This window comes from Brucella sp. LJL56 (assembly GCF_054871705.1).
In genome coordinates this window covers 34258-61254 of record NZ_JBTXLQ010000003.1, presented here as the reverse complement: position 1 = coordinate 61254, position 26997 = coordinate 34258, and the positions used below count along the sequence as shown (strand labels likewise).

Below are 26997 nucleotides of genomic sequence, written 5' to 3'. Positions count from 1 at the left end.
GCTTCAGCCGGTGCCGGGGTTGCCGAAATTGGCGTAGATATCCGCTCTGGTTTGAGGCACGGCGGAAATGCCGCGTTTGCGTTTTGAAGCCAATGTCTGGTTAATCTGAACGGTGCCTCTTTCAAATGCCAGAGAACACCCAGCAAGATAGAGGAGCCAGAGCCGCGCTTTTGGATAGCCAATTTCGGCAACGGCCTTGTCGAAATTGGAATGGAGCCGCTCGCACCATAAACGGCAGGTGCGGCCATAATGTTCGCGCAGATTTTCCACGTCGTGAACCTCGAAGCCGTACCCTTCGAGATTTTCTACCGTCATGCCCAAGTGATCGAGTTCGCCACCGGGGAAAATGTACTTCACAAGTGCCTTATGCTCGGCACTTTTGCGCTTGAAGGATTTCTTGTTCTTCTTCATGCGGCGGGTGATTGCGTGGTGCATGTAAAGTCCGCCCGGACGCAGAAGCCGGTTCACTGTGCTGAAATAACTATCGTAATTGGTGATGCCGACATGCTCGAACATTCCAACAGACGATATTTTGTCGAACTGCCCGTCCAGCTCGGTATAGGATTTGACGTGAATGGTGATCTTATCGTCAAGTCCTACTAGCCTGATCCTCTCGCGGGCCAGCGCTGTTTGCGCTTCAGAGAGCGAAACGCCGGTGCCGATGACGCCAAAATTCTGCGCTGCATAAATAAGAAGAGCGCCCCAGCCGCAGCCAATATCCAGAAGCCGATCACCGGGTTTCAAACGCAATTTACGGCAGATCAGCTCAAGCTTGTCCTTCTGTGCCTGATCGATGTCGTTGGCCCAGTCCGTGAAATAACCGCAAGTGTAAACCATCCGCTCATCGAGAAATAAACGGTAAAACTCGTTGGATACATCGTAATGATGGGTAATCGCTTCCTTGCTCGACCCACTGACAAAAGGCTCCTTACCGTCCAAAGCCGCACGTGCGTCGGACTTTCCGGCAAATAGGAGTGCTGGGAGGTCCTTTAGCAATTGCCACTTGGGCAGCTCTTTTAGTCTGTTCTTCACGCTGCCGTCGGTTCGGGCATTGGCGAGATCAAAAATAGTGCCATTGCTGATATCGACACGACCCGAAGTCCAGATATCGATCAGGGAATCGTAATTGGGCTTGAGAATCAGTTGTCGAACAATCGTCGGATCGTTGATCATCAGTGACGGACCGTCGAATGTGCCTATCCGCGTACCGTCCCACAGTTCTATGTTGAATTGTGGGCGCAGCGTTTCCACGACTGTTCGTATGATACGGATGGACTTAGATTCAACCGTCATGCCATGCCTCTTCACTAGGGGATCGGAAGATCACCTTTACGGATTGAAACCTAGCCTAAGGTGTCTAACGATTGCAGTCATAAAATTGTGACGATTACTGCGATTTTCTTCTCTGAAGGCGTGCACGATCGACGTCGCCTCTTCGATAAAGCTCAAATCGATCAACACAGCTAAATGAAACTAGTCCTCGCGATCATTCCATCCGGGATGAATTCCGGGGCGCATATTGCCCCAGGTCGGATCGATATCATGATATTCGTGATAAAATCTGACAAATATAGCGATCAGAAGGAAGGCAGTGCAAAGCGCGAGAACGACTTTAAAGACTAAATCCGGCTTCAAATTCGACCTCACTATTTATTAAGCCACTACCCACCGGTCGTGATGCGTTGAAGCTTCAAAAGCTTATATTCATTCGGGTAGACAGTATCGTTGACTGTAGTGTGATTGAAAAGTGTCTGACGCAATTCATTCTGAATCGCTAAAAATCATGGTCTGTTTTATGATTCGGTGAAATAAGGCTTCTGCTTGCTGAAGCCTCCGAGGAGGCGGACTACATGGAGTTTTCCCGTGATATTGCAGACGCTGCCAAAGGCTTGTGGCTCGAAATCGCCCAAACGAGCGGTGAAACGGCTACTTTAGAGGCCATTGCACTCGCCATTCTCAAGGAGAGGCAGCGATGCGCAACAATTGCGCTTTGTGTATTTGATGATGACGAATGGTCCGATGACTTTCGTATAGCTGGCGGACTGGTGGCGGAAGCGATTCTTGAAGATGGAAAAAGTTAAGAAGCCACTGGAAAGCGCGGGTGATGTGATAGGAATTGCAGTCACCAACCGGCCCAGGGCTGGAACTGTTTTAACAATGAGACGGAGCAGCATGAAGATGGATCGTATAGGGGCGGGGGCTATTGGCCTGCTGTCGTTGACATTGGCAGGATGCACGACATCGCCGCAAAACTATGCAGCCACTCTCTCCTCGCAGGACCTTAAATGGCAGTCACCGCAGTGCGAACAAATTCGCGCGGAGGCTGTGAATTATGAAGCGGGAGAAAAGAAGGTTTCCGATCTGGCTCCAGGACTTCTTATCGGTCCCTACGGACTGGGTATTGCAATGGCGATAAAAGAGAATGATGAGAAGCGGCGAAAACTATTCGTTCGTGAAATGCATATGCGCTGCTCAAGCCAACCTTTGCCGAAGGAGCTCGAGAATACGCAAAGTGACACGAACCAGTCAAAACCGGCTGACACATTCCGATAGTTTGCATATCTCTTCGCATTGCTCCGATCTGTGAACGCACCCTTAATAGTGAGCTAAAATGTCCAAGTTCGTACCTGTAATTGCGTTGCACGGCGGCGCTGGAACCATTCTCAAGGCTAATATGTCGCCGGAGAAGGAAGCGGCCTTTCATGCCGGTTTACGCGAATGTTTACAGGCTGGGCTCGACGTGTTGCGGGACGGGAGCACCGCCCTTGATGCCGTCACGGCATCTGTGATGGCACTGGAAGAAAATCCACTGTTCAACGCAGGCCGTGGTTCTGTTTTTACAACGGATGAAACGCATGAGATGGATGCCGCCATCATGGACGGCGCCACTCGTGCATGCGGTGCTATTTCCGGAGTTTGCGGGCCACGCAATCCAGTCCTGGCGGCGCGTGCGGTCATGGAACAGACTGAGCACGTATTTTTTGCAGGCGAAGGGGCAAAGCGTTTTTGCGAAGCTGCTGGTTTGGAAATGATGCCTCCAGAATGGTTCTCGACGGATCAACGTCGCAAGGCATTGCATGACGAAATGCTACGTCGCCGCAGCGGTGCGGCTGACGATGACGATCCCGCCCGCAAGCACGGAACCGTCGGAGCCGCCGCTCTGGACTGCTTCGGACACCTGGCCGCAGCCACATCCACAGGTGGGATGACCGCCAAGACCCCGGGACGTGTTGGAGACAGTCCGGTCATAGGCGCTGGAACCTGGGCAGACGACCAAACCGTTGCGCTTTCTGCCACCGGTCACGGAGAATATTTCATTCGCTGGGCCGTGGGTCACGAAATCGATGCGCGGATGCGCTGGGCTGGACAATCGCTCGGTGAAGCGGCTGATGCAGTTGTCCGCGAACTTGGTGAAATTGGTGGCTCCGGTGGCCTTGTTGCCGTAGATCGCAAGGGTAATGTCTGTTTGCCATTCAACAGTCCCGGCATGTATCGTGCCTGGTGCGATTTGAACGGTGAGATTCATACTGGAATCTACCGTTAGGATCAAAGCGCTCGCCGATGATCGCACAGCTTGCCAGAAAACGTCTGCTCTATTTCATTCAGACGGTTGTTGGCGCGTGTTGGGTGATCGGGGCTCGGACGCCTACTGTTCTTCGCCATGACGCTCGATAACACTGATCTTCACGGTGCTGTGAGATCAGTTTTATCCGAATGAAGCAAAGCTGTGAGCCGAAAATTTCTTCGTGTATATGATTTTGCCTTTCTATTCCAAATTGGAATGGCAAGTCTAAAATTGCATTAGCCAGCGTATAAATTTGCTGCCTATAAATTCAAATAACAAAACTGCTGGTCAAGGGAAGCTGTTCTCCGGTTTTTCTTCACGCTCTTGAAAAAGCATGAAGATCAGCTTGGAGCAACGGCGGCTGACGCGCCTTTCAAACGAGCGCAAAAAATGGGGAAATGAATGACGGATGCGAAGCGCGTTCCGAAGGAAATGTCTTGTCCTTCTGAAAAAAAAGCGCAGCAAATCAATGATTTGGAGCTGAAAAGTGACGCCGTTGGGGCGGTAGGCACCGCGCAGCCGAGGCATGAGTTCCGTTTGCAAGTCAGCGACATACATGAGCTTTCCGTTCTGGAATATGGCAATCCGAAAGGTATCCCCGCTGTCTTTCTGCACGGCGGTCCCGGTGCGGGCGTCTCGGCCGCGCAGATCGCCAGTTTCGATCTCGACACCTATCGTGTCATTACCTTCGATCAGCGTGGCGCGGGACGTTCCACCCCTGTCGCTGAAATTGCTGAAAACACCACACAGCATCTGATCGCGGATATTGAAGCCGTGCGCGAGAGATTGGGCATCGAACGCTGGCTTGTGGCAGGTGGTTCCTGGGGATCGTGTCTGTCGCTTGCCTATGGCGTCGCGCATCCGCGGCGCTGCCTCGGCTTTCGGTTGCACGGCATATTTCTGGGCGGGCAGGATGACGCCGACTGGTGGTTCCATGGTTGCCGCGCCGTTTTCCCTGATCACTGGCAGGAATTTGCTGCATTCGTGCCGGAAGAGGAGCGTGGTGATCTGCTAGCCGCTTATTACAAGCGGCTCACGTCAGGTGATTTGGTGCAGGAACAGGCTGCGGCCCAGAGCCTGCGCGCATTCTCGGCGCGTACCCAAACCTTGGAACCGGACGCAAGGCACGTTGCCAAGCTTTTGAAGCCGGAAGCAGCCTTGGCGGTATCGCGCATTTTCACCCATTATTGCATCAACCGCGCTTTCCTTCCGGACAATTATCTCATCGAGAATATCGATCGTATTCGTCATCTCCCTGCTGAAATCGTGCAGGCGAGATACGACATGGTGACGCCGATGATGACGGCGTGGAAACTCAAGGAAGCCTGGCCGGAGGCCGGATTCACCATCGTCACACTTGCCAATCATCAGTCGACGGTCGGCCCAATGGTCGATGCGTTGGAAGCCGCCTCCGCCCGGCTGGCGCGGCAGTTGTTGTGAGCGCACTCATCCATATCTGGAATTAAGGAAAGTTCGATGTTCGATACAAAGGCCGCCGATACCTCGCTTTCGATGACGCACTACATCGATATCTGCAAGGCGGTGAAGCCCGCTGTCTCGCCGGACGGCGAACTTCTGGTCTATCTCAGCGATGAAAGTGGTACGGCACAGGTCTGGGCGCGCCCTCTTACAGGCGGTACGCCGCGCCAGCTTACCAATCTGCCGGAACCGGTCGGCAATCTTGCCTTCAATCCCAAGAGCCGCGACCTGCTCATTACGACCGACTGGGGCGGCGACGAACGCCATCAGCTCTGGCTGATCCAAAATGCCGAAGGCGAGCCGCACCTTCTTACCACCGATACTACGGTGGTTCATGCCTGGGGTTGCTGGTCGCCGGATGGCACACAGATCGCCTATGGCGCTAATTATCGTGACCGTTTCCACATGGATATTCATGTGATGACCATTGCAACCGGCGAGACGAAATGCGTTTACGAGGGGATCGGATGGCGCACGCCGGCCGCCTTTGCGCCCGACGGCAAGTCGTTGCTGGTCAATGATTGTCAGCGCGCAATGACGGATCAGGATTTCTGTCGCCTCGATCTTGAAACTGGCATCTATGAAAATGCCCTGCCGCATGAAGGACGGGCACGCTATCAAGCGCCGAAATTCTTCAAGGATGGCTCCGGCATTCTGCTGATTGCTGATCAGGAACGCGAATATCTCTCTGTCATGGTCAAGCCGCACGACGCGGCATCGCTGACTAAACTTGCGACCTTCGGCGGGCAGGATGTCGAAGCGCTCGCTATCTCACCGGATCAGCGCAGGATAGCACTCGTCCTGAACCGTCAGGGCTGGAACGACGTGGTTCTGATTGGCCGGGACGGGGCGGTACTCAAACGGCTTGAAATGCCGGTTGACGCAGTGGTCACTTCCGTTGCGTGGACACCGGATGGCACGTCACTGATCATGCCTGTGGAAGGTGCTGCGACGTCAAGCGACATCTGGCGCTGCGATGTTGAAAGCGGTGCTTTCACGCGCCTGACAGACGCACCAAAGGCCAAGGTTAAATTACCAGCTTTCCTCGAACCGATAGTGACAAGCGTTGCAAGCTTTGACGGTTTGGAGATTCCTTATTTCGTCTACAAGCCGGAGCGTGCTGCAGGTCTCGATGGTTATCCGGTGATGATAATCGTACATGGCGGTCCTGAAGCCCAGTGGAAGCCGGATTTTCGTGCGGACATTCAGTACATGCTGGCGCAAGGCATCATGGTCATCGCGCCCAATATTCGCGGCAGTACGGGATATGGCCGCGCCTACCAACACCTGGATGATCGCGAATTACGCATGAACAGCGTTGCTGATCTCAAGGCGGTACGCATGGCGGTCGCGGCACGCAGCGATGTCGATGCAAACCGTATCGGTGTGTTCGGTCGTTCCTATGGTGGTTTCATGGTCTTGTCGGCCATGACCGAATATCCCGATCTGTGGAAGCTTGGCGTCGAATATTACGGTATCGCCAATTTTCTCACCTTGTTGCAGACCACCGGACCGTGGCGCAAGGAACTGCGCGCCATCGAATATGGTCATGCGGAAACCATGCGGGATGAACTGGAGCGGTTCTCACCCATCAACCGCATCGGCAATATAGCAGCGCCGCTGATGATCGCCCACGGTCTGGAAGACCCGCGCGTCACCCCGTGCGAGAGCGAGATGGTCTATTCCTGCTTACGCGGCCTCGGCAAGCCCATCGAGTATCTGCGCGTGCCGCATGAAGGCCATGGCTTTGCGCGTATCGAAAATCGCCGCCGCGTGTTTGGCGCGCTTGCCCGTTTCATCGACGAGAATCTTTAAAGCATTGTTGGGAGAGTACGCCGTGAAGAATGGTGAAGAGATCTGGGATCTAGTGGATGCGAAGAAGGCTGATTTTGAAACCTTGAGCGATCGTGTCTGGGGGATGCCCGAGATCGCCTATACCGAATACAAGTCCTGTGCCGAGCACACCGAAATGTTGAAGGCACAGGGTTTTCGTATCACCGAGAATGTGGCTGGCATTCCCACTGCCGTGATGGGCGAGGCGGGTAAGGGCGGACCAGTCATCGCCATTCTTGGTGAATATGATGCGCTGCCGGGTCTTAGTCAGGAAGCGGGCATAGCAGAGCCGCGCCCGATCCCCGGTACGGGACATGGTCATGGTTGCGGCCACAATCTTCTGGGCTCCGCTGCCATTCTGGCTGCGACGGCGGTCAAGGATTGGCTGGAACAGGCCGGCAAGAAGGGTCGCGTGCGCTACTATGGCTGTCCGGCAGAAGAAGGCGGCGCGGCCAAGTCTTTCATGGCGCGAGCGGGCGCTTTCAACAATGTCGATATTGCCATCTGCTGGCACCCGGCTTCGTTTACGCAGGTCGATGACGCCCAATCGCTTGCCAATACGCGGATGGATTTCGAATTCACCGGAAGGGCCTCCCACGCCGCTGCGGCACCGCATCTGGGGCGTTCGGCTCTGGATGCGGTGGAGCTGATGAGCGTCGGCTGTAACTATCTGCGCGAGCATATCCCGTCCGATTGCCGTCTTCACTATGCTTATCTCAATGCGGGTGGCATCGCGCCGAACGTCGTGCAGGCCAAGGCCAAAGTGCGCTACGCCATCCGCGCCACTGATCTGCCGGGCATGTTCGCCCTCAATGATCGGGTGAAGAAGGTTGCAGCGGGCGCAGCAATGATGACGGAAACAACCGTCAATATCTCCATCATGAGCGCGGTCTCGAACCTGCTGGGCAATACGCCACTGGAAATCGCGATGCATTCGAACATGGAGCGTTTGGGCGGCGTGCCGTTCGATGATGCGGACCGTGCCTTTGCAGCGGAGATACAGGCGACTCTTTCGAAAGAAGATATCGAAACCGACTATCTGCGTGTCGGCCGGCCTTTGGCGGAAAACGAACCGCTTTGCGACTACGTGCTGCCGCGCGAACAGAAGGGCGTCCCGATGATCGGCTCCACCGATCTGGGCGATGTGAGCTGGGTCGTGCCGACTGTTCAGGCACGCGTGGCAACGCACGCTATCGGTTCGCCGGGCCATTCCTGGCAGATCACCGCGCAAGGCAAGATGCCGGCTGCTCATAAGGGCATGGTCTATGCTGCCAAGGTAATGGCGGGCACGGCGCTCGATGTTCTTCAAAATGAGAAGATTCTGAACGACGCCAAAGCCGATCACAAGGCTCGCACGGCAAAGACGCCCTATACGTGCCCGATTCCGCCGGAAGTCAACCCGCCGCTGCAACCGCGTCCGACCGATTGACTGGCTAAGAATATGCATTTCGTGCCCTGCGTCCGCGCGCGGCACCTCTCGAAAATGCCCAACCATAAAAGGGGATAACAATGCAAAAACAGAAGACATCCATCCTGCGCCGCACCACGGCGCTCGCGCTTGCCGCCGGTATGGGCGCCGTGACGTTCACAGCCGAAGCCGCCTCGCCGCCGAACGCACTCGTCATGGCCTGGAATATCGACGCTATCAGCACTTTTGATCCGGCGCAGATCGGCGAAGCCGCGACCAATGAAATTATCCAGAATATCTGCGATCCCATGGTCGATTTCGATCCGGCTGACGAGACCAAGATCGTGCCGCAGCTTGCCAAAAGCTGGGAGGTTTCGCAAGACGGGTTGCAGATCACATTCCACATGCGCGATGATCTGACGTTCGACAATGGCGACAAGGCGACGGCGGGTGATATGGCGTGGTCGCTCCAGCGCGCGGTCAAGCTCGGTTTCGGCAATGCAGCGACGCTGACAGAATACGGTTTCACCAAGGACAATGTAGATCAGACCATTTCGGCGCCGGACGACAACACAGTCGTTTTCAAGCTGGACAAGCCTTATCCGGTCAATCTCATCCTGGCGGCGATCGCCGCCAACCGTGTTGCCAGCCTTCTGAACCAGAAGGTGTTGATGCAGAACCAGGTCGATAACGATATGGGCAACAAATATCTGGCCACCCGGTCGGAATGCGTTGGCCCCTACAAGCTGATGCGGTGGAACCCGGCCGAAGTGGTTATCCTCCAGGCGACCGAAAATTATTGGGGTGAGGCGCCGAAGCTCAAGCAGGTCTTGATCCGCCATGTTTCGGAAGCGGGAACCCAGCGACTGTTGCTCGAAAAGGGCGATATCGACATCGCCCGTGACCTGACGCCGGAAGATCTGCGCGATCTGGAAACTCAGGACAAGGTGACCGCCTCACGCTCGCTGAAGCCTTCGCTGTTCTACTGGAACTTCAATAATGCCGATCCGATCTTCGCCAATGAGAAGGTACGCCTCGCGATGCGTTATCTCATCGACTATGAGGGCCTCGGCAAGACGGTCATCAACAATGTCGGCGTGCCGCGTGCAAGTTTCGTGCAGCTCGGTGCTTTCGGCGCGCTGGACGAGAAGGAAGGGCAGCCCTTCAAACTTGATGTCGAAAAGGCTCGCGAACTGCTGAAGGAAGCCGGTTACGAGAAGGGCTTCGAGACGACGATGTTCATCAGTACCGCGCCTTATGCCGCTCCGATTGCCCAGAGTATTCAGGACGCGGCCGCCAAGATAGGTGTGAAGATCAAGATCGAACGCATGGCCAATGCGCAATTGTTCAGCCGTATCCGTGGCCGTGAGTTCCAGACTTCGCTGATGGGCTGGCAGACGACTGTTCCGGACGCGCATGGCAATGCTTCGCGTCAGATATTCAATCCCGACAACCGGGCTGAAGCCAAGCAGACCATGTATCCGAGCTGGCGCGCGAGCTATTTCAACGATGCCGTGAACAAGGAAGTTGACGCTGCCCTGTTCGAGAAGGATGAGGCCACGCGCAAGCAGATGTATATCGATCTGCAGAAAGAGATGATGGAGAAGGGGCCGCATGCCTTCATTTTCCAGATTTACAATGTCGCCGGTGTCAACAAGGCCATGAAGAACTGGAGCTGGAACGGCTTCCGCGTCTACTACGATCTGGCCGCAAAATAACGGAAATTACGCACCCGGCGGCTTCTCTCAAAGTGGTTGGGTGCACATCGTTTCAATGGATGACCGCATGGTCGCCTGTGGTTCGCTTCGCGACCCGGACCGGGCATCCCGTTTTTCTCTTTCGGGAATTTGCAGATGACGACGCACGAAATCATTGAAGATGTGGAGGCGGTGGACCACGATCGGGAGGCCGGACCCGTACTTCAGTTTCTCGCCGCCACCGCGCGTCTGGTCGTTTCAGTGGCAATTACGCTTCTGGGGCTGATCACGCTGACCTTTTTCATCAGCCGCCTTTTGCCACTTGATCCGGTCATCGCGATGCTGGGCGATAATGTGTCCCAGGAAGCCTATGACACGATGTATAGAAAGCTGGGGCTCGACCAGCCATTGATCGTGCAATATGGCCTTTATCTCAAGAACGCGCTGATGTTCGATTTCGGCAACGCGCTGACTTCCGGTCGTCCGGTACTGGAAGATATTGCGCGCGTCTTCCCAGCCACCATCGAACTGGCGACCATGGCCATCGTCATCGGCACCGCGTTGGGCATTCCGCTCGGTGTTTTCTCTGCCATGTATCGCAATTCGCCGCTGGACCATGCCGTGCGTATGGTCAGTCTGCTCGGCTATTCAACACCAAACTTCTGGCTCGGCCTGATGGCGCTGCTGATTTTCTATGCCACGCTGGGCTGGATTGGCGGGCCGGGTCGGATAGACTTCATTTACGAATATTCCGTCGAGCCGACGACCGGCTTCCTGCTTCTCGACAGCGCGATGCAGGGCCAGTGGGATGCTTTTGGGAACGCCGTAAGCCATATCATCATGCCCGCGCTGATCCTCGCATTCGGCTCGATGGCCTATATCAGCCGCATGACGCGCGGTTTCATGATCGAGCAACTTAATCAGGAATATATTATCACAGCACGCGTCAAGGGGTTGTCCTGGGCGCGTACCGTCTGGGGCCATGCCTTCCGCAATGTTGCGGTTCAGGTCGTGACGGTTGTGGCGCTGTCCTATGCTTTCCTGCTGGAAGGTGCGGTGCTGACCGAGACAGTGTTCGCATGGCCGGGCTTCGGGCGTTACCTTACCAATGCACTTCTGGCTGGTGACATGAACGCAGTGGTCGGCTGTACGCTTATCGTCGGCATTCTGTTCGTCGGTATCAACCTGATCAGCGATCTTCTGTATCGCGTCTTCGATCCCCGCACACGATAGGAAACTGCCGATGAACACGCACACCAGCACGTCGCCGGCGCGAACTTCCAGTTCTCTGCGGGCCTGGCTGACCGCTCCCGTACCCACTTCTGCTTTTCAGGCTAATATACAGCAATTGCGCCGGTCCTGGTTCAAGCTGATGGCCAACACATCCGCTGTCTTTGGTCTTGCGGTCATCGTCCTTCTGGTCCTGGTGGCGATTTTCGCGCCCCTGATCGCAACACACGACATCGGTGCCAACAATCTTGCCAATCGGCTTCAACCACCGTCATGGGGCCATTTCTTCGGTACAGACGAACTGGGTCGCGATATTTTCAGTCGCCTTGTCTATGGTTCGCGCATCACACTCTACATCGTAACGCTGACCGCCGTCATCGCTGCACCTATCGGCCTCATCGTGGGTACCACCGCAGGCTATATGGGCGGCTGGGTCGATACGGCGCTGATGCGCATCGTCGACATCTTTCTCGCCTTTCCCAGTCTTGTGCTTGCGCTGTCCTTTGCCGCAGCACTCGGGCCGGGTATCGAAAATGCCGTCATAGCCATTTCGCTCGCTGCATGGCCACCCATTGCGCGTCTTGCCCGCGCGGAAACATTGACCATTCGCTCGTCGGATTATGTGGCTGCCATTCGCCTGCAGGGCGCTTCAACCATGCGGGTGATTGCGAGGCATGTCGTTCCTATGTGCATTCCCTCGGTCGTGATCCGCATCACACTCAACATGTCGTCGATCATCCTAACCGCTGCGGGCCTCGGCTTTCTCGGCCTTGGTGCGCAGCCGCCAAGCCCGGAATGGGGCGCGATGTTGTCCAGTGGCCGTGAATTTATGATGACCTCTTGGTGGCTTGCCGCAGTGCCGGGCACCGCAATCCTGCTTGCGAGCCTTGCATTCAACCTGTTCGGTGACGGCTTGCGCGATGTCCTCGACCCTAGAAACGGATAAAATCAATGACAAAACCATTGCTTGAAGTCGATGATCTGTGGGTGTCTTTTCCCGGTGCTGATCGCAACATCGATGTCGTTCGCGGCATCAGCTTTTCCATCGGGCGCGAAAAAGTCGGCATCGTGGGTGAATCCGGCTCCGGCAAATCGATGACCGGGCGCTCGATTCTCAAACTCACACCAAAGACGGCGCAGATCCGTGCCAAGGCCCTGCGTTTCGGCGAGGTTGATCTGTTGTCAGCCAGCGAACGCCAGATGCGCAGCGTGCGCGGCAACCGTATCTCAATGATCCTTCAGGACCCGAAATATTCGCTCAACCCGTTGATCCGTATCGGCGATCAGATCATGGAAGCCTATCACCTGCACCATCGTGTGAAATCGGCCGAAGCACGACAGAAAACAATTTCCATGCTGGAGGCAGTGCATATTCGCGATCCCGAGCGTGTCATGCGTCTGTTTCCACACGAGATTTCTGGCGGCATGGGCCAGCGTGTGATGATCGCCATGATGCTGATCCCCGAACCGGACATGATCATCGCCGACGAACCAACCTCCGCGCTCGATGTGACCGTGCGGCGCCAGGTTCTAACTATACTCGACGAACTGGTCAGCCGTTCAGGCACGGGGCTGATGTTCATCAGTCATGATCTCAACCTGGTTGCCGATTTCTGCGATCGGGTACTGGTCATGTATGCGGGGCGTATCATGGAAGATCTGCCGGCGAAGGAGCTGCACAAGGCGCGCCACCCTTATACGCAGGCACTGCTGGCCAGCCTGCCGCGGCTCGACCATCCGGTCGATATGCTGAAGGTGCCGGAACGCGACAAAAGCTGGCTGACCGAGCAGACGCTGGTGGGAGGAAACTCATGATACATGCAGCCAGTTCTTCATTTGTGGATGTCTCGGACCTTTCCATCAGCTTCGGCAAGGGGCGCAAGCGGGCCGCCGTCGTCAGGAAGGTGAAATTTCATATCGAACGCGGCGAAGCCTATGGTCTGATCGGTGAATCCGGTTGCGGCAAATCCACGATCCTGCGCGCTCTTGCCGGTCTCATCCCGCATTATCAAGGCAACTTCAGCTTTGACGGACGGAAGATGAGCGGCGAGCGCGACAAAGCATTTTTCCGTCGCGTGCAGATGGTGTTTCAAGACCCATATGCCTCGCTGCACCCACGCAAGCAGGTGCATAAGGTGTTGGCGGAATCGCTTGCCATTCACGGCATGGACCGCAAGGACGAGCGGGTTCGCGACATATTGCAAGCGGTGGGTCTCGGTCCGAGCTTTCTCTATCGCTATCCGCATGAATTGTCCGGTGGCCAGCGCCAGCGTGTCGCCATAGCACGTGCACTTATCATCGAACCGGACGTGCTGCTTCTCGATGAGCCGACATCCGCACTGGATGTTTCCGTGCAGGCGGAAATTCTCAATCTGCTCAAGGTGCTGCGCCGTGAGCGAAATCTGACATACCTCATGGTTTCGCACGATCTCGCCGTTGTGGCGCATATCTGCGAGCGTGTTGGGGTCATGCACAAAGGCATCATTCTGGAAGAATTGACGGCGGAAGATCTGCGCCGTTCGCGCGCCAAAGCCGAATACACGCAGGAGTTCCTGCATGCCAGTGTGGAAGCTGTTGCACATAATCAGTCTGAGGAAATACGAGTATGAACTATCATTCGGTGGCCAATCCGGGACAGGAATGGGAACGTCTGAAAAGCCCTGCTGCGGCGGGGTGGTCTGAAGTTGGGCTTGGTGCCGTCGACGCTTGTGCCGAAAGCCAGGAAACCGATGCGCTGATGATCGTTCAGGGCAACAAGATCGTCCACACATATGGCGACATCACGCACAAATATCTCTGCCACTCCATCCGCAAGAGTATTCTTGCCGCGCTGATGGGACAGGATGTAGCCGATGGCACCATTGATCTCAGCCTGACGTTGGAGCAGCTAGGCATTGATGACAATGAAGGCTTGAGCGAAGTAGAAAAACAGGCGACGGTCTATGATCTCCTGACCGCCCGTTCCGGCATCTACCATCCAGCGGGCTACGAGACGCCATGGATGCGGATGATCAAGGAAAAACGCCATTCCCACGCTCCCGGTACCTTCTGGTGCTACAACAATTGGGATTTCAATGCGCTTGGCACGATTTTTGAAAAATTGACCAGCAAGACTGTGCACCAGTCTTTCGACGAGCGTATCGCAAAGCCACTCGGATTTGAGGACTTCTCGCTTCATGGTGACAAGCCGGACGGCTGGCATGATCGTTTTACAGAAAGTCGTCATGCCGCCTATCCGTTTCGCCTTTCGACTCGCGATCTGGCGCGTTTTGGCCAGCTTTATCTGCGCGATGGCCGCTGGAATGGCGAAGACATATTGCCTGAAGGCTGGGCGCAGGAATGTGTCATGCCTTATTCCGATGCCGGCGCGCGTGGCGCCTATGGCTATATGTGGTGGCTGGAGCGCGACGGTGTGTTTTTTCCCGGTGTGGTGACTCCGAAAGGCAGCTATGCAGGTTTCGGTGCAGGTGGACATTTCTGCATTGTGCTGCCAGCGCTCGACATGGTGATCGTGCATCGCGTGGACACGGACATGGCTGGACGCCAGTTGAACCGACACAAGTTCGGACGTCTCCTGAAGCTCATTCTCGACGCATTTCAGGGGTGAAGCCATGCAGCGAGAGGAGATGACGGTCGCAACGGCGATTGCTTCAGCATGTGTGAAGCCAGTGTTGAGCGAGAATGCACGTGAACTTGCACGCGACGCAATTTTGGATACGTTGGCCTGCATGGTGGCAGGCTGCGGCGATGACAGCACACAAAGCGTGGCGGCGGCCTTTGACGAATTCAACACGAGCGGAAACGCCCTTCTGATTACGGGTGGCGTTGGCAGTCCGATGCTCGCGGCGTTGGTCAACGGCACTGCGGCGCATGCGCTCGATTTCGACGATAATTTCTTGCCGGGCATGAGCCATGCCTCGGCAGTGATCGTGCCCGCTATAACTGCGCTTGCTGATCTGGATAGGACTAAAGGCGCCCGCCTTGTCGACGCTTACCTGGCTGGCCTGCAGGCTCAGGCGCTAGTAGGCGAGGGACTTGGGCAGGCGCATTACACAGCCGGTTGGCATGGCACGTCGACTGTGGGCAGTATCGGCACGGCTGTCGCCGCAGCCCATATGCTGGCTCTTGATGTCGATGAGACGGCCCAGGCGATCACTATTGCTGCCAGTTTTGCATCCGGCACCAAGGGCCAGTTCGGCACGCTGATCAAGCCGTTTCACGCAGGCATGGCAGCGCGCAATGCGGTGGAGGCCGCCTTGCTTGCAAAGGCCGGAATGAAGGCACGACACGATATTCTGGAAGGTGATCAGGGTATTCGCGAACTGTTCGCGGGTGACCCGCGCCTTGGCTGGAGTATAGAAGATATTCTCGTCGATAGACCGCATGTGATCGAAACGGCAGGCGTTATGCCTAAGCGACATCCCTGCTGTGGGTCTACGCATATGATCATCGATGGATTGCTTGATCTTCAGGCAGAACACGGGTTCGGTGCCGAGGATGTCGTCGCTATAGACACATTGGTGGGAATCGCGAATTACCGGAATCTTGCCTATACGCAACCGACGGACCAGATGCAGGCCCGCTTCTCCATGCAATATTGCGTAGCACGCACCCTGCGGCAGAGATATCTCGCACTTGCGGATTTCACGCCGCAGGCTGTTACTGCCCTCGCAGATGATCCGCTGCTTGGTATTGTCAATATGCGCAGCTATTCCTTAGAGGAAGAACGGGCATCAGCGGAAAAGCTGCCCCATATTGCTACTGTTACCCTGAAGGACGGACGAGTGTTGCGTGCATCGCGTAGCTTCGCTGTTGGTACCCTGCAGCAACCTTTTGGTGCTGATGACCGGACGCGAAAATTTCTTGATTGTTGTTCGGCGATTCCGAAGGCAGATCAGATTTATTCGGATTTGTACAACCTTGATGATATAGCCAACTTGAGTGCAATTGTTGGACTTTTCTTTCGGCCGTGATCCGTTCTAACTCGGTTCTCGAGTGAGGCTTCCGGCGTTATGCCCGGCTTTCTGGGAAACCAGTTGCGAGGCACGGCGCCAGAAGAGCTCAGCCTGCTTGTTTCTGAATTGGAGCGCTCGGTAAACGCGGATTTCAATCAACAGATCAGTGTCCGTTTCGCCAGCACGGACAAGTACACCGCGTTTCATTTCATCGTCGACGAGGCTTTCGGGTATCCATGCCACACCGTGTCCGGAGACCGCCATTGCCTTGAGTGCAACTGACATTCCGTTTTCATAAACTGTGCTCAACTGAAAGCCATGTTTTTCGAACAACCAAGGCAGGGCAAGAGAAAAGAACGAATTACCGCGATAACTGAGGAAGGCCGTTGGTAGCGATTTGTCCTTGAGGCTGTGAAGGGCGTGCCCATTCGGCGTAGGAGCGGATACTGGAATGACCCTCTCGGTCCCCAATGCCAGAAAGGGGTAGGTGCCAAGATCATCCATCTGGGGAACAGCAGGATGCGCATAAGTCAGAAAGAAGTCGCAATGCCCGCTGACGAGCGTGGAAATATTGCCGACGAACGATGAGTGAGGATCGGCAAAACGTGCGCGAAATGAAGCACCGGATGCTTCGATCTGCGCCATCCAATGCGGGAAGAATGTAAGCGATAGAGTGTTGAGCGTTGCAAAAGAAATGATTTCCCAGGTAGCACTATAGCCATCGCTGACGCTCTTGCGAGCACTGAGCAGCATTTCGAGAGCATCCTGTGCTCGCGGAAGGAAGCATTCTCCGGCCTTTGTCAGACCTATGGGGTTTGAAGATCGATCGACCAATGGCAGGCCAACCCAATCCTCAAGCTGTTTGATGCGTTTGCTGAGAGCGGATTGCGTAATGTAGCGGTCTCCCGCAGCGCGGGAATAGCTTCTGTGTTCAGCGAGACTGACGAAATCTTCAAGCCATTTCAGTTCCATAGTCTGTACCGCTGCATCAGATAAGCAAAAGTGATCCCATCTTGATTTATAACGCGATCCGGCTCGATTGAGGTAGACCTCATCTGAGGTTTTCGATCAAACAGTAATCTGCTTAAAGCTGTTGCAGACAAAATTATGCGGCAGATAGTCCCTACAGCGAATCGCGTACGCGCTCCCAAGCCTTCGTCAAATGGCGTCCTAGCACCTCGGAAAGCCGAGTTGCATCACGGGCTTCCAAGGCCAGTATCATTTCTTCATGCTCAGCTACTGCTGCGGCCCATTTCTCCGCGCCTTCGTGGCCGACGAAACGGATACGTTTCAATCGTGTCTGCAGCATCTGGTGAATGTCAGCTAGCGTGGGGTTCTTGGCAAGGCGGACAATGGCCAGGTGAATCTGCTGATTCAGCTTATAATACTGGAGGCGGTCAGCATGATTATAGCGCTCGATCATTTCGTTGTGCAGCGTGCGGACCTCAGCGATTTCCTTGTCGGACGCCAGCTCGCAGGCGAGCTTTCCGGCAAGTTCTTCCAGAGTGCGCAGGACCGTGAGCATGTCTTTCACGTCGGCGGCACTGAATCGCTTCACAACGGCGCCACGACTTGGAACAAGCTCGACCAGACCTTCGCTCGCCAGATACTTGATCGCCTCACGCAGCGGTGTCCGGGACACGCCAAGTTGCTCCCCGAGTTGGCCTTCATGCAGACGCGTACCGGGTTCTAGCTGCCCTTCGATAATCATGTCGCGCAGATGGTTGACGAGCATGTCGTGCAAGGCAGTGCGGCGGAACGCCTGTGAGCCGTTGTCGGCTTGCTCGTTTTTTTGAATTTCGTCCATCGGCCTTTTTCTCAAAGAGTGGGTTCGAATCCTCACCTCACCAACTGTGGCGAAGATGGCTGGCCTGCTCTTAGCCGTCAATATAAAATGCTGCATACAGAATACAAAATGCTTGCGTCATTCAAGGGGCTGACATGCATGCTGCATACAGAATGCAGTTGAGGAGGATGCTAATGACCGTCACTGGCACTGAACCGAACGTAATTGCGCTTGCAATGGGGGATCCATCCGGTGTCAGTCCGGAGTTGACGGCACGTCTTCTCTCTTTGCCGGATGTCAGGAAGGAAGCGCATATCGTCGTCTTTGGTGATCGTCGCGTTCTGGACGAGGGTGCACACGTCGCGGGTGTCGAGCTTGATCTGGAAGAGGCCAGCCTCGAAAGCGCGCCGAACATGCCGGTCGGCAGGCATGTCTTCGTTGACTTGAAGAATCTCGATCCAAAGGACGTTGTGCGTAGTGAGGCCACGTTGGTGGGCGGGACGTTTGCCACCCAAAACTTTCGAGCAGCGCTGAAGTTTGCCGCTGCAGGTCACGCGCAGGCTGTTTGTTTCACTCCGTTCAACAAGCAGGCCATGCGATTTGCCTATCCTGGTTACGATGATGAAATCCGCTTTGTTGCTGATGTGTTGAATTTCACTGGCAAGGTGCGTGAGTTTAACGTTCTGGAGAAAGTCTGGAACGCGCGCGTGACGTCACATATTCCGCTCAAGGATGTGGCCTCGACTCTGACTGTTGAAGGAATTCTTGCCGAGCTGGAGCTGGCTTGGGCCTGTCTAAAGAAGGCGGGGCACGACAACCCAAAGATTGCAGTGGCCGGTCTCAATCCGCATGCCGGTGACGGCGGCAGTTTCGGTATGGAAGAAATCGAAATCATCGAACCTGCCGTTAAGGCAGCCAGGGCTAAAGGGTTCGATGTGGATGGGCCGTTCCCGGCTGATACGGTGTTCTTGCGTGCTCTGAAGGATGGCTTTCAGGCAGTGCTGACCATGTATCACGATCAGGGGCAGATCGCGATGAAGCTGATGGGCTTCGACAAAGGGGTGACGGTGATGGGTGGATTGCCGTTCCCGCTTTGCACGCCTGCGCACGGAACAGCCTACGATATTGCCGGGAAGGGCGTTGCCGACGTGGGAGCCACGCGCGAAGCGATCCTGCTTGCGGCACGAATGGCGAAAAGAGCAGCGGCGCTTTCAGACGCTGCCTGATTTTCGACATTTTAACACTATCGGCATGGGGGGAGGCCTGTGCCGTTTAACTGGGAGGATAGACCATGAAGAAGTCTTTGCACATTGCTTGCCTCGCGGCGGGAGTGGCGGTCATTGCATCGTCTGCACAGGCATTCGAACCAGCGCGGCCTGTGGAATTCGTCGTAACCGCTGGGCCGGGAGGCGGCACGGATATATTCGCGCGCACAATCCAGTCGATCATCGGTAAATATGACCTGATGAGCGCGCCAATTGTCGTTACAAACAAGGGAAGTGCAGGCGGGGCAGAAGGCTTTGTCTATACCGCTGGCTACAAAGGCGATCCCTACAAGCTGGCGTTCGGCACCAACAACGCCTATCTCTTGCCGGTACGCGCCAAGGTTCCTTATAAGTCGGCAGACCTGCTTCCTGTTTCGGCGCTTGCCTCGGACGAATTCATTCTTTGGGTTAACGGAAAGTCCGAATTCAAGACCGCGGCTGAGTTTGTCGCCAAGGCTAAGGATGATGCGCGCATGAAGGTTGGCGGCAGCCAGTCCAAGGACGTTGACCAGATTCTGACATCGATGATCAATGATGCCACAGGTTCGAAGCTTGGCTATATCCCGTTCAAGAGCGGCGGTGAAGCTGCTGTCCAGCTCGCGGGCGAGCACATCGCGGCCAATGTCAACAATCCGAGTGAGAATCTCGGTCAATGGCAGGCAGGTATGGTGAAGCCGCTCTGCGTCTTCAAAGGCCAGAAGCTCAAGGGCGAAGGCAAGGTTGCCGGCGATATGGGATGGAGCGACATTCCAACCTGCAAGGAAGCAGGCATCGCTATCGAAAATTATTCCATGCCGCGCACGGTATGGCTTCCGGCAGGGGTCGATCAGGAAGTCGTCGACTACTATGCTGGCATACTCAAGAAGGTTGCCGAGACGCCGGAATGGGCGAAGTATCTTGCCGATAGTTCGCAATCTGCCGCCTATATGAGCGGTAATGATCTCTCTTCCTTTATCAAGAACGATGAAACAGCGGTAACGGCTGTGCTGAAGCGTGAAGGCTGGCTTGCTAACTGACGCTTTGTGTATTTGTGCGGACGCCAAAGGCGTCTGCACCATTCATCGAAGGAGCTCATCCCATGAATGAAGAAGGTGGAGGCGGAGTTTCCCGCTTCATTGTCGAGGCGGGCGTCGCTCTCCTGACGGGCGCGCTGGGAGCGGCGGTTTGTTACGGCTCGCAACAGGCTGGCACTGGTTGGACGGAAATGGGCCCCGATGCCGGTTATTTCCCGTTCTACATCGGGCTGCTGATCATGTTCGGAAGTGCCGTCAATCTCGTTGCTGCATTTGTGAAACATCGCGGTAGCGATGAAGTCTTCGTTGAGGTCTCCCGGCTGAAACCGGTTCTTGGCTTCGCTTTACCTCTGGTTGGCTTCGCGGCCATATCGACGGTTCTGGGACTTTATGTCGGCACCGCACTCTACATCGCAGGAGCGATGATGTTTCAAGGGCGCTACAGGTGGTGGGCTTCCCTGCCAGCCGGTATTGTCGTTTCCCTCTTCTTTTTCGTCATCTTTGAAATCGGCTTCAAGGTTCCGCTCCTTAAAGGCCCGGTCGAGGCTTTCTTCGGGATTTATTGATACCGGAAAGTCCGATGTCTTTGGAGGAAAGACATGGAAAACTTCAGTCTCCTGATGGATGGCTTCGCTCACATACTCAGCTTCAATCATGTTCTGCTGATGATGCTGGGTGTGACGCTTGGAATTCTGGTTGGTGTCCTGCCGGGATTGGGAGCTCCCAACGGCGTTTCCCTGCTTCTGCCACTGACATTTACGATGGACCCTATCTCCGCGATTGTTTTGTTGTCCTGCATGTATTGGGGGGCTCTGTTCGGCGGATCGACGACGTCCATTCTGTTCAATATTCCGGGTGAGCCCTCATCTGTTGCCACAACCTTCGATGGATATCCAATGGCGAAGGCTGGACATGCGAGCCGCGCCCTGACACTTGCTTTCGTTTCGGCCGGCATTGGCGCACTGGCCGGTGTTGTGATGATTACTCTGCTTTCGAGCTGGGTCGCCAATTTCGCCCTGCGGTTTTCATCACCGGAATACTTCGCCGTTTATTTTCTGGCTTTTGCTAGCTTCATATCCATGGGTGCTCAATCGCCGTTCAAGACACTTGTTTCGATGATGATCGGCTTTGCCTTGGCTTCGGTTGGTATGGATACGATCTCCGGCAATTTGCGCCTGACGTTCGACATACCTGAACTTATCAAGGGTATCTCCTTTTTGATTGCTGTCATGGGCCTGTTCGGGATCGGCGAATTGCTGCTGACGACGGAGGAGGGGCTTCGGTTCGACGGTATCAAGGCGCGTGTGCGTCTCGGTGAAATCGGTCGCACGCTACTGGAAATGCCGCGCTACTGGTTCACACTCGCCCGCTCCACGCTTATCGGGATCTGGATGGGGATAACGCCCGCCGGGCCAACCGCTGCATCCTTTATGAGCTATGGCGTGGCTCGTCGCTCCGCCCGCGACAAATCGAAATTCGGTAAGGGTGAGCCGCGCGGTATCGTGGCGCCGGAAACTGCCGACCATTCTGCCGGTACATCCGCGCTGCTTCCCATGCTGGCGCTTGGCGTACCAGGTTCGGCAACCGCCGCCGTGATGATGGGTGGTCTGATGATCTGGGGCCTCACTCCCGGCCCCACACTGTTCACGGATCGTCCAGATTTCGTCTGGGGTCTGATTGCGTCCATGTATCTCGGCAACATTGTCGCCGTTATTCTGGTGATTGCAACCGTGCCGCTTTACGCGTCGATCTTGCGTGTGCCGTTCTCGATTATCGGCCCGATCATTGTAGCGGTTATATTTTCCGGGGCTTATCAGGTCGCCAATTCGATAACCGACGTCTGGCTGGTGATCGCATTCGGCGTGCTCGGTTACATCTTCAAGAAACTTGATTATCCGCTGGCGCCGTTGGTTCTCGCTATGGTTCTCGGAGACAAGGCAGAGGACGCATTCCGTCAGTCGATGATGATGTCCGGCGGTGAGCTTTCAATATTCTGGTCGAATGGCCTAGTCGCTTTACTGATGACCCTCGGCGTCTTCCTACTGGTTTCACCCGCCGTCTTCTGGGGCATTGGCAAGCTGCGTAGTCGGAAGCCCGAAATCTCCTCTGGCAATGGCAACGCCGCCTGATGTCGATGGATCAAGCAAAAGAACTGGAAAGCAAGTTGAAAAAGACGACTTCCAAATGGACGCGCGAAACCTGGCCTATCGCAGCAGCGATGATTCAGTATCCCAATATGCTGCCTGATGGCAGCTCGATACAGGATCAGCCAGCGGAAGATTGGGCGCGCACCTTGGCCGATGTTGCGGATGCAGGCTTTACAGAACTTGACCCGACTGACAGTTGGTTGCGAGTGGCTGATTTGTCACCTGCCCGTCGCGGTGAATTTATGGCGGTGGTCAAGTCTCTTGGCTTTACGATTCCAGCAATTTCGACCTCGCGCCGTAGCGTGATCGACGCAAAACGCGGCGACGAATATCTGGCCTATGGGCACAGGGTCATCGACACCGCAAAGGAAATCGGTGCCAGTTGCGTTTCCTTCGGGCTTTTTGAACCGCTGACAGACGTGCAGAAACAGGCATTATGGTTCTGGACGGTCAACGGAGCGAAGAACCCGGACGATCCGGCTGTCTGGAACAAGGCTGTTGAACGAATTCGCGAACTCGGTCGCCACGCAGAGGAGCTTGGCATAGAGCTGTCTCTTGAAATGTATGAGGATACTTATCTCGGTACTGCGGACAGTTCGGTTCGTTTTGTCGAGGAAGTCGGCCTCGATAATGTCGGGATCAATGCCGATCTGGGCAATCTCATTCGTCTGCATCGTCCGGTCGAGCATTGGCAGCAGATGATGGAGAAGGTGGCGCCTTATGCAAAATTCTGGCACGTGAAGAACTACACCCGTACAGAAGACCCGGCCTCTGGTGTGATAATCACGCATCCAGCTCCGCTTGAAAGCGGGATTATCAATTATCGTGCAGCTATCCGCATGGCGCTGGATCACGGTTTCGCCAGCCCGTTTTTATGCGAACATTATGGTGGCGATGGGCTTTCCGTTTCGGCTACAAATCGTGACTATCTGCGCCGCATCCTGCCACGCGGCTAATGACCCAGACCAAGGACTGTTTCAATGACGACGATTTTCGATGCGCCGGAGGAGTTTGCCTCGACCGCTCTCGCCGGGTTTGCCAGTATCTATAACCGCTATGTTCGCCACGTTCGCGGCGGAGTTGTTCGCTCCACCAAGGTGCCTCAAGGCAAGGTAGCTGTGGTCGTGGGAGGCGGCTCTGGTCACTACCCGGCATTTGCCGGATATGTGGGGTCGGGCCTCGCGGATGCAGCCGTCGCAGGCGACGTATTTGCGTCTCCTTCCACGGCGGCGGTGGCGCGTGTCTGCCGACAGGCCCACAAGGGCGGCGGTATCCTGCTGGGCTTCGGCAATTATGCTGGAGACGTCCTCAATTTTGGTGTTGCTGCCGAACGCTTGCGCGCTGAGGGCATCGACGTTCGTATTGTGCCTGTAACCGATGACGTAGCCAGTGCTCCAGCGGAAATGCATGAGAAGCGGCGCGGAATTGCGGGCGATCTGGTTGTGTTCAAGATTGCGGGCGCTGCTGCCGAAGCCGGTCTGTCGCTGGACGAGGTTGAACGGCTGTCACGTCACGCCAATGCGAACACCGTGTCGTTTGGTGTCGCCTTTAAAGGCTGCACACTGCCGGGTGCGCCGCGCCCACTCTTTACAGTGCCAAAAGGTCAGATGGCTCTCGGTCTCGGTATTCATGGCGAACCGGGGATCAAGGAAGAAGCAATCTTACCTGCTTCCGGTTTGGCGAGCCTGTTGGTGGAAAAGCTTCTGGCGGAACGTCCGAAGGGAACGCAGAGGGTTGGTGTTATCCTGAACGGTCTAGGTGCGACGAAATACGAGGAATTATTTGTCCTCTGGACGGCCGTTGCATCGCTTCTGGAAAAATCCGGTCTTGATTTGGTTGCGCCGGAAGCGGGTGAATTTGTTACCAGCCTCGACATGCAAGGCTGTTCGCTGACCCTTCTATGGCTTGATGACGAATTGGAGCATTACTGGACGGCTGCTTGCGATACGCCGGTTCTGCGTCGAGGGGAAGCCATTGCCGCCGAGCCTGCGACTGAGGTTGTCGCCGATGAGGATGTCGCACCCGATTTTGCTCAGGCGGATGAGGCTGGGCGCGCAGGTGGTGCGTGTATTCAAGGCATTCTGCACGCTGTTGTTGACGTGCTGGTCGAGGCCGAGGAAGAACTTGGCCGCATTGATGCCTTTGCGGGCGATGGGGATCACGGGCAGGGTATGCGACGTGGCTCCGCCGCTGCGAAGGATGCGGCCGACCAAGCCGTCGAGGCCGGAGCCGGGACAGCAAGTGTGCTGGCTGTTGCGGGCGATGCCTGGGCAGATCGTGCCGGAGGGACATCTGGAGCGCTATGGGGACTTCTGTTGCGTTCGTGGAGCACTGAATTTTCCGACAATGGCCCAATCGACGATAGTGCTGTCGTTCTGGGTGGCAGACGCGCGCTCGATGCGGTGATGACCCTCGGTCGCGCGAAACCCGGCGACAAGACCCTGGTGGATGCCTTTGTACCTTTCGTGGACACGCTTGAAAGCGCATTTGCTAGCGGCAAGCGGCTGGTCGACGCATGGAATGAAGCCGCCGAAATAGCCAAGTCAGCAGCCGAAGCGACAGCACCGCTTGCGCCAAAGCTCGGTCGCGCAAGGCCACTGGCCGAAAAGAGTATCGGTCATCCAGACGCGGGGGCCATTTCGCTGGCGCTGGTCGTAGAAACCGTTGGCAACAAACTGAAAAGCTGAATATTGAATCAGACGGACTGTCTCAAAGTCGGTCCGTCTGATGGCCGTTTCGCCAATCCAGATTTTCCAATGCTTCACCGCTGGTTCGAAAAGAAACGGGGTGTTGCCGTTCCCGGATAGCCGTCAGGCTTTGAGTATCTGGTGGAAATTATCAAGTTTCCCCGGCTTCGAATGCGCTACGAGCATGACCAGCTTTTCTTGGTCGAACACGCGAAACCAGTCTTCCCATTCAACAACTTCGAGGCCGCCAGCATCCAATGGCCGTTCGACATCGGCGACGAACTCGGGTTCAAAAACAATTCGCAAGACCGGCGCTGCGTCGGGGTCTATAGAAGTGCTTATAAATGCTGGATTCCCGTTGCGGGCAGCCACCCAGTCCCGAATGGCTTCATGCGTATCAAGGGTGATTGTTTCGCTCATAGGGAGCATTCCCTCCAGTTGCTATTGCACAAGACATCATTGGCCCAGTTGGCAGGTGAGTCAAATACGGGCTTGCGTTATTAGCCATGTCAGTCAGATGCGGCTCGTCCAGCGTTCCAGAAGACGCCACTCCGTTCACTTTCTTCGTGAATTTGTCATCAGATTGAATTCTTTCAGTTCATCCTGTTGACGACGGCTGTGCGTTCATTCATGTCGTAAACCGACTATTCGCTGTTACAGCCTGGAAATCCCCAAAATGACCGAACGTCTCTCTTTCGCACGCGACCGCATCAATGTTCTTCTACTGGAAGGCATCAATCAAACTGCGGTCGATTACTTCAAAGCCTGCGGTTACACCAATGTCACGCATTTGCCGAAGGCGCTGGATAAAGCCGATCTGATCGAGGCGATTTCTTCTGCGCATATCGTCGGCATTCGTTCCCGAACCCAACTGACCGAAGAGATTTTTGCCGCGGCAAACCGTTTGATTGCAGTCGGTTGCTTCTCGGTCGGGACTAACCAGGTTGAGCTGAAAGCCGCACGCAAGCGCGGTATTCCCGTTTTCAATGCGCCATTTTCGAACACCCGGTCTGTTGCTGAACTGGTAATCGGTGAGATCATCATGTTGATGCGCCGGATATTCTCTCGTTCGGTCTCCGCACATTCAGGGGGCTGGGACAAGACGGCAACCGGTAGCCGCGAAGTGCGCGGCAAGACGCTCGGTATCATCGGTTACGGTAATATCGGTTCGCAGGTCGGTAATCTTGCCGAGAGCCTTGGCATGACAGTGCGTTATTTCGACACTTCCGATAAACTGCAATATGGCAATGTCAAACCGGCAGCCAGCCTCGACGAGTTGCTCAAGATTTCGGATGTCGTCAGCCTGCATGTTCCATCCAACAAGTCCACATCGAAGCTCATTACCGAAGCAAAACTGCGCAAGATGAAGAAGGGTGCCTTCCTCATCAACAATGCACGTGGCACGGTCGTTGATCTGGAGGCCTTGGCAAAGGTATTGCAGGAGGGGCATCTTGCAGGTGCTGCGATTGACGTTTTCCCGGTTGAACCAGCTTCCAATAACGACAGGTTCGTCTCACCGATTCAGGGGCTGGAGAATGTTATTCTTACGCCACATATCGGCGGGTCAACGGAAGAGGCACAGGAACGTATAGGTACTGAAGTTACCAGAAAGCTGGTCGAATATTCCGACGTTGGCTCCACGCTGGGCGCCGTCAATTTCCCGCAAGTGCAGTTGCCACCGCGTCCGACGGGCACACGTTTCATGCATGTGCATGAAAATCGCCCCGGCATTCTCAACAGCCTCGTCAATGTTTTCTCGACGCATAACATCAACATCGCCAGCCAGTTTCTGCAGACCGATGGCGAAGTGGGTTATCTTGTTATGGAAGCCGATGGTGTAGGCGAGGCCAGCGAAACCGTACTACAGGCCATACGCGAAATTCCTGGAACTATCCGTGCCCGCCTGCTCTATTAAGCTAACTTCGCAGCGCG

The 26997-nt window shown here is 55.4% G+C and carries 25 protein-coding genes; 20 read left to right on the top strand and 5 right to left on the bottom strand.

All coding sequences use genetic code 11. The annotated features are described in order from the left end of the window. Positions 1–3: 3 nt before the first annotated feature. On the bottom strand, positions 4–1293 hold the full coding sequence (locus ACYSN1_RS12280; protein ID WP_461725940.1) for a class I SAM-dependent methyltransferase: 1290 nt from the start codon (positions 1291–1293) through the stop codon (positions 4–6). A gap of 557 nt (positions 1294–1850) precedes the next feature. Here ACYSN1_RS12280 and ACYSN1_RS12275 point away from each other — a divergent pair. The 3 genes from ACYSN1_RS12275 to ACYSN1_RS12265 are packed head-to-tail and all read left to right on the top strand — an operon-like array spanning position 1851 to position 3544. Beyond that, complete coding sequence (locus ACYSN1_RS12275; RefSeq protein WP_461725939.1) at positions 1851–2081, top strand: hypothetical protein; 231 nt, start codon at positions 1851–1853, stop codon at positions 2079–2081. Continuing rightward, positions 2062–2553, top strand: coding sequence for a hypothetical protein (locus tag ACYSN1_RS12270; protein ID WP_461725938.1), 492 nt, complete (start codon positions 2062–2064; stop codon positions 2551–2553). The genes ACYSN1_RS12275 and ACYSN1_RS12270 overlap by 20 nt, the downstream gene beginning before the upstream one ends. Positions 2554–2611: 58 nt before the next feature. Then, the gene (locus ACYSN1_RS12265) at positions 2612–3544 is read left to right on the top strand and encodes an isoaspartyl peptidase/L-asparaginase family protein (protein ID WP_461725937.1); all 933 of its coding nucleotides are present in this window, start codon (positions 2612–2614) and stop codon (positions 3542–3544) included. A gap of 309 nt (positions 3545–3853) precedes the next feature. On the opposite strand, the gene ACYSN1_RS12260 is transcribed toward ACYSN1_RS12265, so the two are convergent. Further along, the gene (locus ACYSN1_RS12260; RefSeq protein WP_461725936.1) at positions 3854–4123 is read right to left on the bottom strand and encodes a hypothetical protein; all 270 of its coding nucleotides are present in this window, start codon (positions 4121–4123) and stop codon (positions 3854–3856) included. Here ACYSN1_RS12260 and pip point away from each other — a divergent pair. From pip to ACYSN1_RS12210, 10 genes are all read left to right on the top strand, one after another. Continuing rightward, complete coding sequence (gene pip, locus ACYSN1_RS12255; protein ID WP_461725935.1) at positions 4103–5005, top strand: prolyl aminopeptidase; 903 nt, start codon at positions 4103–4105, stop codon at positions 5003–5005. The two genes, ACYSN1_RS12260 and pip, sit on opposite strands and share 21 nt — an antisense overlap. A gap of 36 nt (positions 5006–5041) precedes the next feature. Beyond that, a complete protein-coding gene (locus tag ACYSN1_RS12250) occupies positions 5042–6859 on the top strand; it encodes a S9 family peptidase (RefSeq protein WP_461725934.1) in 1818 nt (605 codons plus the stop codon). A gap of 22 nt (positions 6860–6881) precedes the next feature. Further along, a complete protein-coding gene (locus ACYSN1_RS12245) occupies positions 6882–8306 on the top strand; it encodes a M20 family metallopeptidase (RefSeq protein WP_461725933.1) in 1425 nt (474 codons plus the stop codon). A gap of 80 nt (positions 8307–8386) precedes the next feature. Then, positions 8387–10003: an ABC transporter substrate-binding protein gene (locus ACYSN1_RS12240; protein WP_461725932.1), complete on the top strand. Its 1617-nt coding sequence runs from the start codon at positions 8387–8389 to the stop codon at positions 10001–10003. 135 nt (positions 10004–10138) lie between these two features. After that, on the top strand, positions 10139–11215 hold the full coding sequence (locus tag ACYSN1_RS12235; RefSeq protein ID WP_461725931.1) for an ABC transporter permease: 1077 nt from the start codon (positions 10139–10141) through the stop codon (positions 11213–11215). Between the two features lie 10 nt (positions 11216–11225). Next, positions 11226–12158, top strand: a complete 933-nt coding sequence (gene nikC, locus ACYSN1_RS12230) for a nickel transporter permease (protein ID WP_461725930.1) — start codon at positions 11226–11228, stop codon at positions 12156–12158. Positions 12159–12163: 5 nt separating this feature from the next. Then, a complete protein-coding gene (locus tag ACYSN1_RS12225; protein ID WP_461725929.1) occupies positions 12164–13027 on the top strand; it encodes an ABC transporter ATP-binding protein in 864 nt (287 codons plus the stop codon). Next, positions 13024–13821 (top strand): ABC transporter ATP-binding protein, encoded by a 798-nt coding sequence (locus tag ACYSN1_RS12220; RefSeq protein ID WP_461725928.1) that lies wholly within the window; start codon positions 13024–13026, stop codon positions 13819–13821. The genes ACYSN1_RS12225 and ACYSN1_RS12220 overlap by 4 nt, the downstream gene beginning before the upstream one ends. Continuing rightward, the gene (locus tag ACYSN1_RS12215; RefSeq protein ID WP_461725927.1) at positions 13818–14819 is read left to right on the top strand and encodes a serine hydrolase domain-containing protein; all 1002 of its coding nucleotides are present in this window, start codon (positions 13818–13820) and stop codon (positions 14817–14819) included. Before ACYSN1_RS12220 ends, ACYSN1_RS12215 begins: the two co-directional genes overlap by 4 nt. A gap of 4 nt (positions 14820–14823) precedes the next feature. Then, positions 14824–16185: an MmgE/PrpD family protein gene (locus ACYSN1_RS12210; RefSeq protein WP_461725926.1), complete on the top strand. Its 1362-nt coding sequence runs from the start codon at positions 14824–14826 to the stop codon at positions 16183–16185. A gap of 6 nt (positions 16186–16191) precedes the next feature. On the opposite strand, the gene ACYSN1_RS12205 is transcribed toward ACYSN1_RS12210, so the two are convergent. Next, a complete protein-coding gene (locus ACYSN1_RS12205) occupies positions 16192–17139 on the bottom strand; it encodes a LysR family transcriptional regulator (protein ID WP_461725925.1) in 948 nt (315 codons plus the stop codon). Between the two features lie 151 nt (positions 17140–17290). Continuing rightward, on the bottom strand, positions 17291–17974 hold the full coding sequence (locus ACYSN1_RS12200; RefSeq protein WP_461725924.1) for a GntR family transcriptional regulator: 684 nt from the start codon (positions 17972–17974) through the stop codon (positions 17291–17293). A 173-nt stretch (positions 17975–18147) separates the two neighbouring features. Between ACYSN1_RS12200 and ACYSN1_RS12195 the strand changes: the two genes are divergently transcribed. From ACYSN1_RS12195 to ACYSN1_RS12170, 6 genes are all read left to right on the top strand, one after another. Next, positions 18148–19179 carry a 4-hydroxythreonine-4-phosphate dehydrogenase PdxA gene (locus ACYSN1_RS12195; protein ID WP_461725923.1) on the top strand — a complete coding sequence of 344 codons (1032 nt, stop codon included), beginning with the start codon at positions 18148–18150 and terminating at the stop codon, positions 19177–19179. Positions 19180–19244: 65 nt separating this feature from the next. Continuing rightward, complete coding sequence (locus ACYSN1_RS12190) at positions 19245–20234, top strand: Bug family tripartite tricarboxylate transporter substrate binding protein (RefSeq protein ID WP_461725922.1); 990 nt, start codon at positions 19245–19247, stop codon at positions 20232–20234. Between the two features lie 62 nt (positions 20235–20296). Further along, complete coding sequence (locus tag ACYSN1_RS12185; RefSeq protein ID WP_461725921.1) at positions 20297–20797, top strand: tripartite tricarboxylate transporter TctB family protein; 501 nt, start codon at positions 20297–20299, stop codon at positions 20795–20797. A gap of 33 nt (positions 20798–20830) precedes the next feature. Then, positions 20831–22360: a tripartite tricarboxylate transporter permease gene (locus ACYSN1_RS12180; RefSeq protein ID WP_461725920.1), complete on the top strand. Its 1530-nt coding sequence runs from the start codon at positions 20831–20833 to the stop codon at positions 22358–22360. Then, on the top strand, positions 22360–23334 hold the full coding sequence (locus tag ACYSN1_RS12175) for a sugar phosphate isomerase/epimerase family protein (RefSeq protein WP_461725919.1): 975 nt from the start codon (positions 22360–22362) through the stop codon (positions 23332–23334). The genes ACYSN1_RS12180 and ACYSN1_RS12175 overlap by 1 nt, the downstream gene beginning before the upstream one ends. A 24-nt stretch (positions 23335–23358) precedes the next feature. Continuing rightward, complete coding sequence (locus ACYSN1_RS12170; RefSeq protein WP_461725918.1) at positions 23359–25065, top strand: dihydroxyacetone kinase family protein; 1707 nt, start codon at positions 23359–23361, stop codon at positions 25063–25065. Between the two features lie 123 nt (positions 25066–25188). On the opposite strand, the gene ACYSN1_RS12165 is transcribed toward ACYSN1_RS12170, so the two are convergent. Beyond that, positions 25189–25485: a hypothetical protein gene (locus ACYSN1_RS12165; protein ID WP_461725917.1), complete on the bottom strand. Its 297-nt coding sequence runs from the start codon at positions 25483–25485 to the stop codon at positions 25189–25191. Positions 25486–25741: 256 nt separating this feature from the next. On the opposite strand from ACYSN1_RS12165, the gene serA reads away from it, so the two are divergent. Then, positions 25742–26980, top strand: coding sequence for a phosphoglycerate dehydrogenase (gene serA / locus ACYSN1_RS12160; RefSeq protein WP_105544703.1), 1239 nt, complete (start codon positions 25742–25744; stop codon positions 26978–26980). Positions 26981–26997: the final 17 nt, after the last annotated feature.